Annotated in this window: 26 protein-coding genes and 3 pseudogenes; 16 read left to right on the forward strand and 13 right to left on the reverse strand. The window is 37.9% G+C overall.

Annotated elements, in window-relative coordinates; translation table 11 throughout:
* Positions 1-245: hypothetical protein (locus AYJ55_RS31980; RefSeq protein WP_222703495.1), on the reverse strand; the 245-nt coding region annotated here is incomplete at its 3' end.
* 66 nt (positions 246-311) lie between these two features.
* Between AYJ55_RS31980 and AYJ55_RS13785 the strand changes: the two genes are divergently transcribed.
* From AYJ55_RS13785 to AYJ55_RS29115, 5 genes and pseudogenes are all read left to right on the forward strand, one after another.
* Entirely contained in the window at positions 312-548 is a 237-nt protein-coding gene (locus AYJ55_RS13785) for a hypothetical protein (RefSeq protein WP_063656967.1), read from the forward strand.
* Positions 549-553: 5 nt separating this feature from the next.
* A complete protein-coding gene (locus AYJ55_RS13790) occupies positions 554-1,069 on the forward strand; it encodes a hypothetical protein (RefSeq protein ID WP_187153271.1) in 516 nt (171 codons plus the stop codon).
* A 7-nt stretch (positions 1,070-1,076) separates the two neighbouring features.
* Positions 1,077-1,337 (forward strand): hypothetical protein, encoded by a 261-nt coding sequence (locus AYJ55_RS13795; protein WP_063656946.1) that lies wholly within the window; start codon positions 1,077-1,079, stop codon positions 1,335-1,337.
* 1 nt (position 1,338) lies between these two features.
* Positions 1,339-1,497, forward strand: coding sequence for a hypothetical protein (locus AYJ55_RS30835; protein ID WP_187153269.1), 159 nt, complete (start codon positions 1,339-1,341; stop codon positions 1,495-1,497).
* 68 nt (positions 1,498-1,565) lie between these two features.
* Positions 1,566-2,459 (forward strand): annotated as a pseudogene (locus tag AYJ55_RS29115) (IS3 family transposase); the annotation flags it as partial.
* Here the strand turns inward: AYJ55_RS29115 and AYJ55_RS33250 are convergent.
* The 6 genes and pseudogenes from AYJ55_RS33250 to AYJ55_RS35160 all read right to left on the reverse strand — a co-directional run.
* Positions 2,457-3,259 (reverse strand): annotated as a pseudogene (locus AYJ55_RS33250) (IS3 family transposase); the annotation flags it as partial. The pseudogenes AYJ55_RS29115 and AYJ55_RS33250 sit on opposite strands and share 3 nt — an antisense overlap.
* Positions 3,260-3,327: 68 nt before the next feature.
* Positions 3,328-3,486 carry a hypothetical protein gene (locus tag AYJ55_RS30840; protein ID WP_187153269.1) on the reverse strand — a complete coding sequence of 53 codons (159 nt, stop codon included), beginning with the start codon at positions 3,484-3,486 and terminating at the stop codon, positions 3,328-3,330.
* Between the two features lie 104 nt (positions 3,487-3,590).
* The gene (locus AYJ55_RS30845; RefSeq protein WP_187153272.1) at positions 3,591-3,749 is read right to left on the reverse strand and encodes a hypothetical protein; all 159 of its coding nucleotides are present in this window, start codon (positions 3,747-3,749) and stop codon (positions 3,591-3,593) included.
* Between the two features lie 122 nt (positions 3,750-3,871).
* Positions 3,872-4,138 carry a hypothetical protein gene (locus AYJ55_RS13810; RefSeq protein WP_063656970.1) on the reverse strand — a complete coding sequence of 89 codons (267 nt, stop codon included), beginning with the start codon at positions 4,136-4,138 and terminating at the stop codon, positions 3,872-3,874.
* A 612-nt stretch (positions 4,139-4,750) separates the two neighbouring features.
* A complete protein-coding gene (locus AYJ55_RS34660; protein WP_162505577.1) occupies positions 4,751-5,107 on the reverse strand; it encodes a CII family transcriptional regulator in 357 nt (118 codons plus the stop codon).
* Between the two features lie 194 nt (positions 5,108-5,301).
* Positions 5,302-5,445, reverse strand: a complete 144-nt coding sequence (locus AYJ55_RS35160) for a hypothetical protein (RefSeq protein ID WP_342668172.1) — start codon at positions 5,443-5,445, stop codon at positions 5,302-5,304.
* Positions 5,446-5,544: 99 nt separating this feature from the next.
* Here AYJ55_RS35160 and AYJ55_RS13830 point away from each other — a divergent pair, with 99 nt between their 5' ends.
* A complete protein-coding gene (locus tag AYJ55_RS13830; RefSeq protein WP_162505578.1) occupies positions 5,545-5,937 on the forward strand; it encodes a helix-turn-helix domain-containing protein in 393 nt (130 codons plus the stop codon).
* Between the two features lie 117 nt (positions 5,938-6,054).
* On the opposite strand, the gene AYJ55_RS13835 is transcribed toward AYJ55_RS13830, so the two are convergent.
* Both AYJ55_RS13835 and AYJ55_RS13840 read right to left on the reverse strand, forming a co-directional pair.
* On the reverse strand, positions 6,055-6,588 hold the full coding sequence (locus AYJ55_RS13835) for an IS630 family transposase (RefSeq protein WP_162505291.1): 534 nt from the start codon (positions 6,586-6,588) through the stop codon (positions 6,055-6,057).
* Positions 6,512-6,877: an IS630 transposase-related protein gene (locus AYJ55_RS13840; RefSeq protein WP_063653415.1), complete on the reverse strand. Its 366-nt coding sequence runs from the start codon at positions 6,875-6,877 to the stop codon at positions 6,512-6,514. Before AYJ55_RS13840 ends, AYJ55_RS13835 begins: the two co-directional genes overlap by 77 nt.
* A gap of 731 nt (positions 6,878-7,608) precedes the next feature.
* Here AYJ55_RS13840 and AYJ55_RS13845 point away from each other — a divergent pair.
* Positions 7,609-7,920 (forward strand): hypothetical protein, encoded by a 312-nt coding sequence (locus tag AYJ55_RS13845; RefSeq protein ID WP_063656973.1) that lies wholly within the window; start codon positions 7,609-7,611, stop codon positions 7,918-7,920.
* Between the two features lie 134 nt (positions 7,921-8,054).
* On the opposite strand, the gene AYJ55_RS13850 is transcribed toward AYJ55_RS13845, so the two are convergent.
* Positions 8,055-8,291, reverse strand: coding sequence for a transcriptional regulator (locus AYJ55_RS13850; protein ID WP_063656951.1), 237 nt, complete (start codon positions 8,289-8,291; stop codon positions 8,055-8,057).
* 103 nt (positions 8,292-8,394) lie between these two features.
* Here AYJ55_RS13850 and AYJ55_RS13855 point away from each other — a divergent pair, with 103 nt between their 5' ends.
* On the forward strand, positions 8,395-8,805 hold the full coding sequence (locus tag AYJ55_RS13855) for a helix-turn-helix domain-containing protein (protein ID WP_063656974.1): 411 nt from the start codon (positions 8,395-8,397) through the stop codon (positions 8,803-8,805).
* 245 nt (positions 8,806-9,050) lie between these two features.
* Here the strand turns inward: AYJ55_RS13855 and AYJ55_RS13860 are convergent, their stop codons facing one another.
* On the reverse strand, positions 9,051-9,584 hold the full coding sequence (locus AYJ55_RS13860) for an IS630 family transposase (RefSeq protein ID WP_162505291.1): 534 nt from the start codon (positions 9,582-9,584) through the stop codon (positions 9,051-9,053).
* Entirely contained in the window at positions 9,508-9,873 is a 366-nt protein-coding gene (locus AYJ55_RS13865; RefSeq protein ID WP_063653415.1) for an IS630 transposase-related protein, read from the reverse strand. Before AYJ55_RS13865 ends, AYJ55_RS13860 begins: the two co-directional genes overlap by 77 nt.
* Positions 9,874-10,014: 141 nt before the next feature.
* Between AYJ55_RS13865 and AYJ55_RS13870 the strand changes: the two genes are divergently transcribed.
* From AYJ55_RS13870 to AYJ55_RS13880, 3 genes are all read left to right on the forward strand, one after another.
* Positions 10,015-10,449: a transcriptional antitermination N peptide gene (locus AYJ55_RS13870; RefSeq protein ID WP_245677380.1), complete on the forward strand. Its 435-nt coding sequence runs from the start codon at positions 10,015-10,017 to the stop codon at positions 10,447-10,449.
* A complete protein-coding gene (locus AYJ55_RS13875) occupies positions 10,442-10,681 on the forward strand; it encodes a hypothetical protein (RefSeq protein WP_063656975.1) in 240 nt (79 codons plus the stop codon). Before AYJ55_RS13870 ends, AYJ55_RS13875 begins: the two co-directional genes overlap by 8 nt.
* Positions 10,682-11,029: 348 nt before the next feature.
* Complete coding sequence (locus tag AYJ55_RS13880) at positions 11,030-11,287, forward strand: hypothetical protein (protein WP_063656976.1); 258 nt, start codon at positions 11,030-11,032, stop codon at positions 11,285-11,287.
* 16 nt (positions 11,288-11,303) lie between these two features.
* Here AYJ55_RS13880 and AYJ55_RS13885 read toward each other — a convergent pair whose 3' ends face one another.
* Positions 11,304-11,696: a hypothetical protein gene (locus tag AYJ55_RS13885; protein ID WP_063656501.1), complete on the reverse strand. Its 393-nt coding sequence runs from the start codon at positions 11,694-11,696 to the stop codon at positions 11,304-11,306.
* 100 nt (positions 11,697-11,796) lie between these two features.
* Between AYJ55_RS13885 and AYJ55_RS13890 the strand changes: the two genes are divergently transcribed.
* The 5 genes and pseudogenes from AYJ55_RS13890 (at position 11,797) to AYJ55_RS33260 (ending at position 13,607) form a co-directional block, all read left to right on the forward strand.
* Positions 11,797-12,267, forward strand: coding sequence for a KilA-N domain-containing protein (locus AYJ55_RS13890; RefSeq protein WP_063656503.1), 471 nt, complete (start codon positions 11,797-11,799; stop codon positions 12,265-12,267).
* Positions 12,268-12,589: 322 nt separating this feature from the next.
* Positions 12,590-12,951, forward strand: a pseudogene (locus AYJ55_RS29125) (ORF6N domain-containing protein); the annotation flags it as partial.
* A 36-nt stretch (positions 12,952-12,987) separates the two neighbouring features.
* Positions 12,988-13,179: a hypothetical protein gene (locus tag AYJ55_RS29130; RefSeq protein ID WP_162505579.1), complete on the forward strand. Its 192-nt coding sequence runs from the start codon at positions 12,988-12,990 to the stop codon at positions 13,177-13,179.
* Positions 13,172-13,378 carry a hypothetical protein gene (locus AYJ55_RS30850; protein ID WP_063656507.1) on the forward strand — a complete coding sequence of 69 codons (207 nt, stop codon included), beginning with the start codon at positions 13,172-13,174 and terminating at the stop codon, positions 13,376-13,378. Before AYJ55_RS29130 ends, AYJ55_RS30850 begins: the two co-directional genes overlap by 8 nt.
* Before the next feature lie 112 nt (positions 13,379-13,490).
* Positions 13,491-13,607, forward strand: a complete 117-nt coding sequence (locus tag AYJ55_RS33260; RefSeq protein WP_074168067.1) for an antA/AntB antirepressor family protein — start codon at positions 13,491-13,493, stop codon at positions 13,605-13,607.
* Positions 13,608-13,684: the final 77 nt, after the last annotated feature.

Below are 13,684 nucleotides of genomic sequence, written 5' to 3' on the forward strand. Positions count from 1 at the left end.
GCCAAAAAAAGAAGCTTCAAGGTTACAAAAACGATGAAAGCTTTTGAGAATTGTAATGAGCTTTGTGTTTGATGAAGAAAGTTTAGTATTTCAAGGGAGAAGGGAAACGACGAATTTCCCTTTTTTTCTTTCAATTTCAGCGAGGTCATTATGCCAAGAAATCGCCGATTTATCAATAAAAACCATGAAGAAAAAGCCCATCCAGATAGTCCTGATGGGCTATTGGTTGCTGCATCAAAAAACAAAGATTTTGCCGTCGGTTAGTATCAAAGTCCTGAAAAAGTTATAAATTCACTAAAAGAGATAACGTTATGGCAAGAGCAAGAAATATCAAACCTGGTTTTTTCAGCAATGATGATTTAGCTGAGTGCGAACCATTAGCAAGACTTTTGTTCGCGGGATTATGGACGATTGCGGATAGAGAAGGTCGTCTTGAAGATAAGCCCCGTAAAATAAAAGCAATGGTATTACCTTATGATGAAGCGGATTGTGAAAAGTTATTGTCCCAGTTACACAGTAAAAATTTTACTCACTCGGTATTCAGTTGATGGGAATGACTACATCCAAATTAATAATTGGAAAAAACATCAAAGATCCTCATTGTAAAGAGTCACCCAGTGAAATCCCTGAACAGATTACTCAATTTATTGATAATAAAGCAGCATCAGAAAAGCACCATACTAATACAGTGCAAGAATCTGACAAGCACTTAAAACCTAAAACCCAACAAACGAACGAACAAAATTTAAACACTTCTCATGTTGGTTATAATCAATCGACATTGACTTCTAAACAGGATGAACAGCCAAACAATTTGTCGCCGACTGTTGTTCAGGAACATGATGAATTATTTCAAGCTACTGAAAAACAAGATAAAAAAGAAGAGTACCGTACAAGTACAGTGCAAGCACCATATAAGCACAGTTTTAATCCTGCTGATTCCCTTAACCTGATTCCTGATTCCCTTAACCTGATTCCCTATAACACCCAAGCCGAAAAAATGGCTTGTGAGGATGAAGGGAAGAAATATCTGCTGATGTTCATTCGATGTCAGAAAAATTGCGTTTGAGGGAAAGGTGATACGCCTGAATCACAAAGACTTCGCTGATTGGCAAAAACTTTACCCCAATCTCGATCTGCCCAGTGAATTACTGAGGCTGGATATTGAATATCAACACGACAAACCGAAGAAATGGTTTATCACCACGAGTCAGAAACTGAATTACCAGAATAAACAGGCTGTAAGAAATCCTGTTCGAAAGGTTTCAGGTATGGTGACTAATTTTTCGCATTTTGATTATGGTCAAACCGAAATTCCATCATGGGCGGAGGTGTAACATGGGTTATCGAACAAAAATCGAATCATTGAAAATTCGGTTGGAAGATACACTTCAAAAACCGAAAGTGATAGAAAATACTGTCGTGCAGGAGATAACTGTCACTTGTGAAAAACACGGAGAATATCAAACTTACAAGCGAAAATTGTTGAGTCTGTAGTGGCATACTAAATTTGGCCACCTAAGTTGAGGTGATATGCTTACCTCATAATTTTTATAGGTGCCGAAATGAGTAAAATAATTACTGCTGAATTTAAATGTGAAACCGCCAAATTAGTCCTTGACCAAAATTACACCTACCAGGAAGCCGCGAAAGGCATGAACGTCAGTCTTTCAGCGATTAGCCGGTGGGTAAGAGCCCTTCGTTTAGAACGTCAAGGGAAAACATCGCCTGGTCTGCCATTAACACCTGAACAAATTGAGTTCAGAGAAATGAAGAAAAAAATCCACCGGCTGGAAATGGAGAATGACATCTTAAAAAAAGGCTACTGCGCTCTTAATGTCCGACTCACTGAAAAATTTTCGGTAGTTGAAAAGCTAAGAGTGCTTTATCCGGTGAAAACTTTGTGTCGTATTTTTAATGTTCACCGAAGCAGTTATCGCTATTGGTGTCGGCCTAAGGAGCCAGATATTGAGCGGACGATAAAACGTAGCCTAGTCAGCGAAGCGTGGAACGTTAGTGGCGGCTCTGCTGGCGCAAGGACTATCGCCACGATGGTTACCAATACACACAACGTGAAACTTGGGCGGTGGTTAGCGGGTAAGTTGATGAAAGAATTAATCATCGTCAGTTGCCAAGAGCGAAAACATAAATACAACCGCGGTGGAAATGAACGTATTGATATTCCAAATCTGCTCAATAGGCAGTTCGCTGTTACAAAGCCTGACCAGGTTTGGTGCGGCGATGTAACCTATATTTGGACAGGCTCACGATGGGCCTATCTGGCTGTGGTATTGGATTTGTTTGCCCGAAAACCGGTGGGCTGGGCAATGTCATTTGCACCAGACTCAGAATTAACCGCCAAAGCACTACAAATGGCTTGGGAACTACGTGGGCATCCCAAACAGGTGATGTTCCATAGTGATCAGGGAAGTCATTATACCAGTCGTCAGTTTAGGCAGGCATTTGGCGGTTAATTCTGAGTCTGGTGCAAATGACATTGCCCAGCCCACCGGTTTTCGGGCAAACAAATCCAATACCACAGCCAGATAGGCCCATCGTGAGCCTGTCCAAATATAGGTTACATCGCCGCACCAAACCTGGTCAGGCTTTGTAACAGCGAACTGCCTATTGAGCAGATTTGGAATATCAATACGTTCATTTCCACCGCGGTTGTATTTATGTTTTCGCTCTTGGCAACTGACGATGATTAATTCTTTCATCAACTTACCCGCTAACCACCGCCCAAGTTTCACGTTGTGTGTATTGGTAACCATCGTGGCGATAGTCCTTGCGCCAGCAGAGCCGCCACTAACGTTCCACGCTTCGCTGACTAGGCTACGTTTTATCGTCCGCTCAATATCTGGCTCCTTAGGCCGACACCAATAGCGATAACTGCTTCGGTGAACATTAAAAATACGACACAAAGTTTTCACCGGATAAAGCACTCTTAGCTTTTCAACTACCGAAAATTTTTCAGTGAGTCGGACATTAAGAGCGCAGTAGCCTTTTTTAAGATGTCATTCTCCATTTCCAGCCGGTGGATTTTTTTCTTCATTTCTCTGAACTCAATTTGTTCAGGTGTTAATGGCAGACCAGGCGATGTTTTCCCTTGACGTTCTAAACGAAGGGCTCTTACCCACCGGCTAATCGCTGAAAGACTGACGTTCATGCCTTTCGCGGCTTCCTGGTAGGTGTAATTTTGGTCAAGGACTAATTTGGCGGTTTCACATTTAAATTCAGCAGTAATTATTTTACTCATTTCGGCACCTATAAAAATTATGAGGTAAGCATATCACCTCAACTTAGGTGGCCAAATTTAGTATGCCACTACAGACTCAACAATTTTCGCTTGTAAGTTTGATATTCTCCGTGTTTTTCACAAGTGACAGTTATCTCCTGCACGACAGTATTTTCTATCACTTTCGGTTTTTGAAGTGTATCTTCCAACCGAATTTTCAATGATTCGATTTTTGTTCGATAACCCATGTTACACCTCCGCCCCATGATGGAATTTCGGTTTGACCATAATCAAAATGCGAAAAATAGTCACCATACCTGAAACCTTTCGAACAGGATTTCTTACAGCCTGTTTATTCTGGTAATTCAGTTTCTGACTCGTGGTGATAAACCATTTCTTCGGTTTGTCGTGGTTGATATTCAATATCCAGCCTCAGTAATTCACTGGGCAGATCGAGATTGGGGTAAAGTTTTTGCCAATCAGCGAAGTCTTTGTGATTCAGGCGTATCACCTTTCCCTCAAACGCAATTTTTCTGACATCGAATGAACATCAGCAGATATTTCTTCCCTTCATCCTCACAAGCCATTTTTTCGGCTTGGGTGTTATAGGGAATCAGGTTAAGGAATCAGGAATCAGGTTAAGAGGGAATCAGCAGGATTAAAACTGTGCTTATATGGTGCTTGCACTGTACTTGTACGGTACTCTTCTTTTTTATCTTGTTTTTCAGTAGCTTGAAATAATTCATCATGTTCCTGAACAACAGTCGGCGACAAATTGTTTGGCTGTTCATCCTGTTTAGAAGTCAATGTCGATTGATTATAACCAACATGAGAAGTGTTTAAATTTTGTTCGTTCGTTTGTTGGGTTTTAGGTTTTAAGTGCTTGTCAGATTCTTGCACTGTATTAGTATGGTGCTTTTCTGATGCTGCTTTATTATCAATAAATTGAGTAATCTGTTCAGGGATTTCACTGGTGACTCTTTACAATGAGGATTTTGATGTTTTTTCCAATTATTAATTTGGATGTAGTCATTCCCATCAACTGAATACCGAGTGATAAAATTTTTACTGTGTAACTGGGACAATAACTTTTCACAATCCGCTTCATCATAAGGTAATACCATTGCTTTTATTTTACGGGGCTTATCTTCAAGACGACCTTCTCTATCCGCAATCGTCCATAATCCCGCGAACAAAAGTCTTGCTAATGGTTCGCACTCAGCTAAATCATCATTGCTGAAAAACCAGGTTTGATATTTCTTGCTCTTGCCATAACGTTATCTCTTTTAGTGAATTTATAACTTTTTCAGGACTTTGATACTAACCGACGGGCAAAATCTTTGTTTTTTGATGCAGCAACCAATAGCCCATCAGGACTATCTGGATGGGCTTTTTCTTCATGGTTTTTATTGATAAATCGGCGATTTCTTGGCATAATGACCTCGCTGAAATTGAAAGAAAAAAAGGGAAATTCGTCGTTTCCCTTCTCCTTGAAATACTAAACTTTCTTCATCAAACACAAAGCTCATTACAATTCTCAAAAGCTTTATCGTTTTTTAACCTTGAAGCTTCTTTTTTTGGCAATCTTAAGTACTCTAGCATGTCTATCAGCTTGCGTATCTCTTTACCTGAGATATTGGTTATGACTAAATCCTGCTTCGGTGAATCGTAGCCAATGCAATCAAGCAGTTTTGCCATCTTCGGAATTACTCCATCCTCTGACTGCCATCTCGTGATTTGAGATGGATTGACGCCAATAGCCTCAGCAATTCTTATTGCTGAATGTACCTGAATGCCATTGCGTATTTTGGCTTCAATGTTTTTGCATTTGATTTGCGTGTAATTGTGGTTTCCATGTCTATAATTAATTCCATAAGTTTCAGATAATAGTTATCCCTCCCGATGGGCTGGGAATTTAATAATCTCCCAATTTCAGGGAGGCCAGGTTGTTAAAGAGCGGTGTTACTTAGATGGCATTTTGCTTATCAGCAGGGATACCATCTGTCGGGTTTGGATAAAGATCAGGGTTTAATTCATGTGGAGTTACACACCAATTTGTAGCTTTACTCCATAAACAAAGTATTTCTTCCGCTAGGAAAACTGCGACCTGTTATGACATGGCTAACAAATCCTTGTGTTGTTCCAACTAAACCCGCAAATTTTTGCTGATTTATCGAATATTTAGATAGGTAATCATTTAATTTCATATACTCTCCTTTCTAATACACAAAATATTATCACAGATATTTTTAATTTCAATAGCTCAGAGCTTTCCATTTTATTAACTTGTTTAATAAACTATTAATATGAAAAAAAATAGAACAATTACAGATGAAGATTTGCTAGCAGCAAAAAGGCTAAAGCAAATTTGGGATAAAAATAAAAAAGAACTTAGCTTGACTCAAGATAAGGCCGCCGAGCTACTTGGCTTTTCAACTCAAGCTACAGTTAGTCATTACCTTACTGGCAAGTTAGCGTTAGGTGTTGAAGCAGTTTTGAGATTTGCGGTATTACTAAAAGTAAGACCTGAAGAAATCCGTCCAGACATGGCGGAGCTTTTCTCTTCTATAAGAAATTTACCTACTTCAGATATGAATAATTATTATGTAGAAAAAACACTCTCTCTCAAAAAGAAAAATTACTACTTGATTTATATAATGATTTGCCAGAAAGCGAAGCAGAAAAAATCATTGATGTAATGAAATCGAAGAAAAAATACTTTGAAAAAATCATGAAGAATTAGCATCTAAAAAAGTAAACAAACACGCTTGTTAAAATCGAATTCACCTTCCTATAGCTAGGCGACTTAATTTTGATTACAGCATATGTATTAAAAACAGGTCATCGATAGTGCATCCTGTTTCCATCTTTTTACGTTTAGCTTGAGACCATTTATGTTCTATAGGATTTAAATCTGGTGAATACACAGGCAAATATTCTATCTGGTGTCCTGCGTTTATAATTGCCTGTTCAATATTCTTACCTTTGTGAAAGCTAGCGTTGTCCATAAAAATAACAGAATTTTCAGGAAGTTCTGGGAGCAATATTTTTGTGATCCAAACATAAAAAACATCACGATTAATATTGCAATCAAATAATCCGATAGCAAAAAGGGTTGTTCCCAATAAAGCGCCAATAACATTTGTTCTTCCCTTAGCACCCCAGTTTTTCAGGCCAAAACAACGGTGACCTTTTGGGGAATAGCCGTGAGTTCGTGGAGTGTCATGTGAAAAACCACTTTCATCAATAAAAACAACAGATTTATCTTTTTTTTCATACTGTTGTCTTTTTTGCTGATGTGCCAGCCTGTCGCTTTCGTTGGTTTTTGGATGGAATAGAGTTTTTTTTATAGGTTAATCCCAGCTTTTTAAGGGATTGCCAAATAGTCTTTTTACAAACACCGAATCGCTCTGCCCGTTCCTTTTGGTAAGCATCTGGATACTGTTCCACATCTTTTGCTAAAGCATTTTTATCGAGCTTCCTCTTACGTGGCGTTGAATTTTTTGGCTCTGGTCGTTTAAGCCAACGTACTAAAGACGCTTTTCCAATACGGAATTGTTTCGCAGTTTCTCGAATTGTTAAACCTTCGGCTTTCCTTACAGATATTACTTTACGTCGAAAATCAATTGTATAACTCATAACACACCTTGTAATCAAAATTAAGTCGCCTAGCTATATAATGATGCCCAGTCAATTTTTAAATTGAGATAAAATCCATACTTAAAATTATCTATAAATTAAGTTATTACAATTTATTAAAACATATTTTTTCATTGATATTTCCCCCACAACATCCTCTAAATAAAAAATATTATCTGAGATATTTATATTTTTAATTATCTGAGATAATATAATTACCATCAACTCACTGCAACAGGCAAACGCCAGACAAGACCTCGAGTTATCTGAAACTTTGCCAGACGCTGCTAAGTAGCCAGCCGAAGGCGTATGAACATGAAGGCAAGTGAAGTCATCAGTACCTAAAAGCCTGTTGCTCAATAGCAAAATTAATTATGACTTACAAAAAAACCAGCCGATGATGATAAAATCATCAATTTTTGCATTAAAAATAACCCATATAAGATTAAAAAAATAAACTATTTTTGTATTTTTTAGATGTATCTAACTTGTTTTTATTTTAAGCAACTTTATTTCACTATTGAGCAACATGCTTTAAGTCATCTCGCTCTTTAACATATTGGAATCATCGCTCTGAATAAGCGTTAGAGCATCACCACCAAGTGAGTTTTGGGATGTGTGAATACAACTAAACAGTCGAACTTTATTTTTACACCAGGGAATAAACAGACTGTGAGTACAAACCGAAAGCATCCGGCACACACCACTAAAACTTATTTAGGAGGAACAAAATGGCAACCATTATCTTTAAACCTAAAAAAGACAACGCTAAATCTCGTCGCCTGGCAAAACAAATGGCATTCTGGGATAGAAAACGTGCTGAATACGAAGCGAAACCTAAACCCCGTTCTACAGAGCAAATCCTTGATTCCATATTCAACAAGCAAGATGACACCATTAATACCATTGCATCACTCACTCTCAATCTAAAAGACAAAAAGTCTCAGCCTTCATTTGATAACTGTTGCTTACCGAATACTTATCTCTATTCTGCAAGAAAATACTCAAAAACCCGCAAATCAAATGGCATACATACAAAATGATTTGATAGTCTTTGCAGCAATCTTATCCTACACTTAATTCCATAAGTTTCAGATAATAGTTATCCCTCCCGATGGGCTGGGAAGGTAAAATCTCCCAATTTCAGGGAGGCCAGGTTGTTAAAGAGCGGTGTTACTTACATGGTAGTTTGCTTATCAGCAGGGATACCATCTGTTGGGTTTGGGTAAATATCAGGGCGTAACTCGTGGGGAGTGATCTGCCACTCTAAAGCTTCACATAAGCGAAGAACTTTTTTAGGAGGTACGCCATTTTTAAACCATGAACTTATAGCTTGAGGTTCATGACCTATAAAATTTGCAATTTCAGTTTGGCTAGCTATTCCAGCTATACGATTCTTAATGTTTTTATCCATAAAGCAGTCCTCAATATAGAGATTGATTAATTTACAAGAAAAAATTAAAAAATCAAGAAATTCTTTCAGAGAGGATTGCAAGGAAATGTTGTAAAATAATTTTATGAAAGATCAAAAAAGCATAAATTCATCCCTGAGAATTATTCAGGTGTTAAAAAAGAATGGCTGGAGTCAGTCAGACTTAGCAAGGAGGCTAAGTATTAGCCCGCAAGCTATTCAACAATGGGTGAAAGGCATCAGTTCACCTAGAGGAACTAATTTAAAAAAATTATCAGAAATTACAGGATTCCCGCCTCATTGGTTTTTCATGGATGAAGCTGAAGAAAAAGCATCTCATTCAAATGTAACAAAATCCGCAACATTATCAGAACAACATAGAATTCTTATTGAATTGTTTGAAAAGCTCCCTGAAAGTGAAAAAAACTTACTAATTAACTCTCTTCATGAAAAACAACGTCATTATGATAAATTACTTGAAGAACTTGCTGAAGCTCGCGGAAAAAAAATAATCTAATTATCAAATAAATAACCTCTCTTTTTAATTTTCCTCATCTTGATTTCCAATTAAAAATTGAAAACATACTTGCAATTTACAATATTTTCTTGCAATCTATATCTCATCAACTCACTGCAACAGGCAAACGCCAGACAATACCACGAGTTATCTGAAACTTTGCCAGACGCTGCTAAGTAGCCAGCCGAAGGCGTATGAACATGAAGGCAAGTGACGACAGTTATAGCTAGGCGACTTAATTTTGATTACAGCATATGTATTAAAAACAGGTCATCGATAGTGCATCCTGTTTCCATCTTTTTACGTTTAGCTTGAGACCATTTATGTTCTATAGGATTTAAATCTGGTGAATACACAGGCAAATATTCTATCTGGTGTCCTGCGTTTATAATTGCCTGTTCAATATTCTTACCTTTGTGAAAGCTAGCGTTGTCCATAAAAATAACAGAATTTTCAGGAAGTTCTGGGAGCAATATTTTTGTGATCCAAACATAAAAAACATCACGGTTAATATTGCAATCAAATAATCCGATAGCAAAAAGGGTTGTTCCCAATAAAGCGCCAATAACATTTGTTCTTCCCTTAGCACCCCAGTTTTTCAGGCCAAAACAACGGTGACCTTTTGGGGAATAGCCGTGAGTTCGTGGAGTGTCATGTGAAAAACCACTTTCATCAATAAAAACAACAGATTTATCTTTTTTTTCATACTGTTGTCTTTTTTGCTGATGTGCCAGCCTGTCGCTTTCGTTGGTTTTTGGATGGAATAGAGTTTTTTTTATAGGTTAATCCCAGCTTTTTAAGGGATTGCCAAATAGTCTTTTTACAAACACCGAATCGCTCTGCCCGTTCCTTTTGGTAAGCATCTGGATACTGTTCCACATCTTTTGCTAAAGCATTTTTATCGAGCTTCCTCTTACGTGGCGTTGAATTTTTTGGCTCTGGTCGTTTAAGCCAACGTACTAAAGACGCTTTTCCAATACGGAATTGTTTCGCAGTTTCTCGAATTGTTAAACCTTCGGCTTTCCTTACAGATATTACTTTACGTCGAAAATCAATTGTATAACTCATAACACACCTTGTAATCAAAATTAAGTCGCCTAGCTATAAGCAATACCGCTCTTTAACACCATTTCGCTGAAAAAGCGAACCATAAAACACCCAAACAGTCGGTTTTGGGGTGTGTGAAATAACCAAATTGCAGCCATAAAGTTGAAACCAACACCAGGGTACTACCAATATGACTGTAAATATAATCCGGATACCTCCGGCACACACCACCAAAACCCATTGTCAGGAGGTAATATGTGTAACTTTCATGGTTATGATAATGCTCGCTGTCGTAGACATGAGCGTAGAAGCGCCAAGCGAGCAGCCTATAACTATAACAAAGCGCTTAATTTGGCATTGAAAGCAGCGTTAAACCCATCTAAAAAATCTAACCAACTAACAACTCCAAATCCTAAACGCCCTGTTCTTTCACTAAAAAGAAAAATGATGAGTCGTGTAGAAAAAGCAATATCAATACGCCTAACTAAAGTTTATGACTCATTTGATAATTGCTGTTTGCCTGAAATAGCTTTATACACTGCTAAAAGGTTTAAAAATAAACCTAAGCTCAACTTCGGAGTAACTGCTAATGTTTGAGAATAACAAAACGATTAAGGTTCAAATTGTTGCTGATGTTAGAGCAAAGTGTAACTATATAGTAGATATGAACGAAGAAGATTATAAAAAATTTGAAAGAATTATCGATTCACAAATGACATCCAGCAAGATGAATGATGCAATTCTTGATATAGCAAGCAAATATGGAATTTATGATAATATCGACTTCTGCGAACCTGAAGACATTGAATTCCATCTGATAGGAGAATAATTAATCAATTCACAAAATCAAATCCTTTCTTTTTATTAATCATAAATAAACAATTCATAATATAATCAATGTCTTATTAAGGTGATCATTATTCCTGTTTTGTGTGTTGTTGGATTACACAGAGGGAGCGAGCCTGACGCGCCAGAAATATCTGGCAATCAAATTAGTTTCAGGATGTGTGAATGCGGCTCTGCGCTCGCGGGACAGTCAACATTCTATAAATTATCTTTCAAATAGCTAAATATAGTTTGATTGCGTTTACCCGACCGTGATGACTGTAATCGGACACCAAGAGGCACTTGGCACACATCCTAACTTTTCAGCAAATGTTAACAAGGAGTACACATAATGAGATTGGACAATCCACGCATTGTAACAGCAAAGCATCCCAATATGGGTAATCTGGTTGGGATTACTAATGGTAGTCGTCATTTGAGCGATGCAAAATACTTAAGCAGCATTGATATATGGAATGACGACGACATGGAAACAAAAACTTTCAAAGAAATTATACAGTGCTTAACAAAAGAAAATAAGCGTCTTAAAAAAGAGAATTTAAGACTGATGAAGATATATCGTGAAATTGGCGGGCTGTGCAGGACTTGAACCTGCAACCGAGGAATTAGAAGAATTTGAGTATTGCAGTTGCAGCACTAATAGTCACAACGATTACACCACCAAGTTTTAAAAGTAGTCCAGTAGCAATAGTTTCAACGTCTTTACGAATCAACGCTATCTGACCATCAGTTTTCTCGAAACGCACCGCCATATCTTTACGAACATCAGAGATTTGAGCATCTACTTTTTCAAAACGTAAATTCATCTCAGCCGATAAGTCTTTACGAACATCAGCAATATTGCGATTTACCTCAACAATATCAGCTTTAGTCGCTACATCCGCAACTTCATGAGATCTACGTACAACAAGTGAAATAGCCTTAGCTTGCTGACTAGTAAGCCCAGCCGTTTGAAGCTCTTCTGATGCCTGTAGTGTATCAAATGCAACCTGACCCATAGGAAATCCTCCTTTTGGTAAGTATAACGGGTTTAGGCTGCAATCTGCAAAATTTTTCGCGTTAATACCTTTATTTGTTTAATTACGGAGAAATATTTTTATGTCAAAATTAGTTGTTATTGAAAATACCGTTGTCCGTCAAGATGCTTTCGGGCGTTATTGTCTGAATGATTTACATCGTGCTGCAGTTGCGCAAGGTAAAGCTACAGAGTCGCAACGGCCATCTGCTTTTATTAAAAGTAAAGGTATTTCTAAAGTAATAAAAATCTTAGGTAAAAATTCAGTACAAATAATGCATGGTGGTATTGAATCAGGAATTTGGGCTGTAGAAACATTAGCTATCCGTTACGCTACGTGGCTCAAAAAAGAAACAATTATAGAAAAAAATAGAGCAACAACCGCTTGTAATTATAACGTAATAACTCATCAACAAGAGTTTACCGATAAGATTAATGCGGGACTTATATTACTGGATTTTGCAAAAACAGAGCTGAAGCTCAAGCCTTCTGAAATAATTAACGCGACAAATAAATTGGGTCAGTACATAGGCATAGAAAATATTCTACGATAACCAATTCCCACGATTGCTAAGCGTGATGGTGAACGGGATTACAGCAGCATAGTAAAACATTGACATTTTAAATACCCATTGACGAAAGAAGAAATCATGCGCTATATTCTATATCAGGTGCTGAACACACCACTAACAGCGGATACCGCTCCCGAAAGTAATGCGGTTTTTTTACGTCCATAGATTGTTATGGTCGGGTAGCGAGCAAAAGATACAACACCTTTTAGAAGGGAAAATTGCTGGCCGTCTGTTAGCGGTGTTCAAGTACCCGACCGCCCATCCGAACAATGGGTTATTTGAACAATCTAACAGGATGTAAATTATGAACTATCAAATTACTGCAGATAATCTTACTGTTATTACTCACAATGACCTCCCTGTAATCACTACCGAACTACTCGCTCAGCTTTACAGAACAGAGGTCAAACATATCCAAAATAACTATCTTCGAAATGCTGATAGATTTATTGTTGGTAAACATTTATTTAAACCTTGAAAACTACGAGTTAAAAAATTTCAAGAACAGACCCTCTTTAAGAGGGGTTAGTTGCTAAAAATACCCGTAGCCTCATCCTTTGGACAGAACGTGGGGCGGCAAGACATGCTAAAATGCTTGAAACCGATAAAGCATGGGATGTATTCGAGCAACTAGAAGACTGTTACTTTAATTCAGCAAAAGTTAATAACCCGCAACCAAGACCCGAAGCCCCGAACTCTTAAATGATAAACGATACTCGTAATCTAGCTCATCTTGTTTGGAGCATGGCTAATGGATTTAGGTTTGAAAAAGCATGGACACAAGGTATCTGGTATGCGCTACGTCATGCGACAGGAATCGCATCGCCTCAGCACTTCGAGGTTAATCAAATCGCAATAATTGCAAGAATGCCGCCGGATTTACGGCATGACTAACACGCTCAAATCAGCTATTTTTGATGCTGAAAAACAAGTTATCCGTCGTTTACTTCGTCATAAAGACGATGTCGAGACCGTACTTCGTGAAATGCAGCAACTGTTAGAATCCAGCACTCACGCACACGATAGCGTCATGACTCAATCCCTTGAAAGATGGCAACAGGCGAACGTCAATCGCTTCCTCCAACGTAACTAAATAATCCTAACGCCCCTTTTTACAGGGGTAATCATTCATCAATTTAACTATTGAGAGATACCTTTATGTCAAATTTAATAAACATCGAAACAAAAAACATCAACGGGCATTAATCCAAACTGTCAATGCACGTGATCTACATGCGTTTTTGGAAATCGGTAAAGATTTTACCACATGGATAAAAGACAGAATTAAGCAATATGGATTTGCTGAAAATATCGACTTATAGTTTTCACCAATTCTGGGGAAAACCCTTCGGAGGCCGTCCGGCAAAGGAATACCACATTGCCCTCGATATGGCGAAAG

Origin of the sequence: Candidatus Arsenophonus triatominarum, assembly GCF_001640365.1 — a bacterium.
Classification (GTDB): domain Bacteria; phylum Pseudomonadota; class Gammaproteobacteria; order Enterobacterales; family Enterobacteriaceae; genus Arsenophonus; species Arsenophonus triatominarum.

Excerpts from the sequence above, each read along its gene's own strand:
- AYJ55_RS30840 (WP_187153269.1), bottom strand. The coding sequence starts at position 3,486 with ATGGGTTATCGAACAAAAATCGAATCATTGAAAATTCGGTTGGAAGAT.
- AYJ55_RS13865 (WP_063653415.1), bottom strand. The coding sequence starts at position 9,873 with ATGAGTTATACAATTGATTTTCGACGTAAAGTAATATCTGTAAGGAAA.
- AYJ55_RS13890 (WP_063656503.1), top strand. The coding sequence starts at position 11,797 with ATGTCAAAATTAGTTGTTATTGAAAATACCGTTGTCCGTCAAGATGCT.
- AYJ55_RS13855 (WP_063656974.1), top strand. The coding sequence starts at position 8,395 with ATGAAAGATCAAAAAAGCATAAATTCATCCCTGAGAATTATTCAGGTG.
- AYJ55_RS13790 (WP_187153271.1), top strand. The coding sequence starts at position 554 with ATGACTACATCCAAATTAATAATTGGAAAAAACATCAAAGATCCTCAT.
- AYJ55_RS30850 (WP_063656507.1), top strand. The coding sequence starts at position 13,172 with ATGACTAACACGCTCAAATCAGCTATTTTTGATGCTGAAAAACAAGTT.
- AYJ55_RS29130 (WP_162505579.1), top strand. The coding sequence starts at position 12,988 with ATGATAAACGATACTCGTAATCTAGCTCATCTTGTTTGGAGCATGGCT.
- AYJ55_RS13880 (WP_063656976.1), top strand. The coding sequence starts at position 11,030 with ATGAGATTGGACAATCCACGCATTGTAACAGCAAAGCATCCCAATATG.
- AYJ55_RS13850 (WP_063656951.1), bottom strand. The coding sequence starts at position 8,291 with ATGGATAAAAACATTAAGAATCGTATAGCTGGAATAGCTAGCCAAACT.
- AYJ55_RS35160 (WP_342668172.1), bottom strand. The coding sequence starts at position 5,445 with ATGAAATTAAATGATTACCTATCTAAATATTCGATAAATCAGCAAAAA.
- AYJ55_RS30835 (WP_187153269.1), top strand. The coding sequence starts at position 1,339 with ATGGGTTATCGAACAAAAATCGAATCATTGAAAATTCGGTTGGAAGAT.
- AYJ55_RS13875 (WP_063656975.1), top strand. The coding sequence starts at position 10,442 with ATGTTTGAGAATAACAAAACGATTAAGGTTCAAATTGTTGCTGATGTT.
- AYJ55_RS13785 (WP_063656967.1), top strand. The coding sequence starts at position 312 with ATGGCAAGAGCAAGAAATATCAAACCTGGTTTTTTCAGCAATGATGAT.
- AYJ55_RS13885 (WP_063656501.1), bottom strand. The coding sequence starts at position 11,696 with ATGGGTCAGGTTGCATTTGATACACTACAGGCATCAGAAGAGCTTCAA.
- AYJ55_RS13840 (WP_063653415.1), bottom strand. The coding sequence starts at position 6,877 with ATGAGTTATACAATTGATTTTCGACGTAAAGTAATATCTGTAAGGAAA.
- AYJ55_RS13845 (WP_063656973.1), top strand. The coding sequence starts at position 7,609 with ATGGCAACCATTATCTTTAAACCTAAAAAAGACAACGCTAAATCTCGT.
- AYJ55_RS13830 (WP_162505578.1), top strand. The coding sequence starts at position 5,545 with ATGAAAAAAAATAGAACAATTACAGATGAAGATTTGCTAGCAGCAAAA.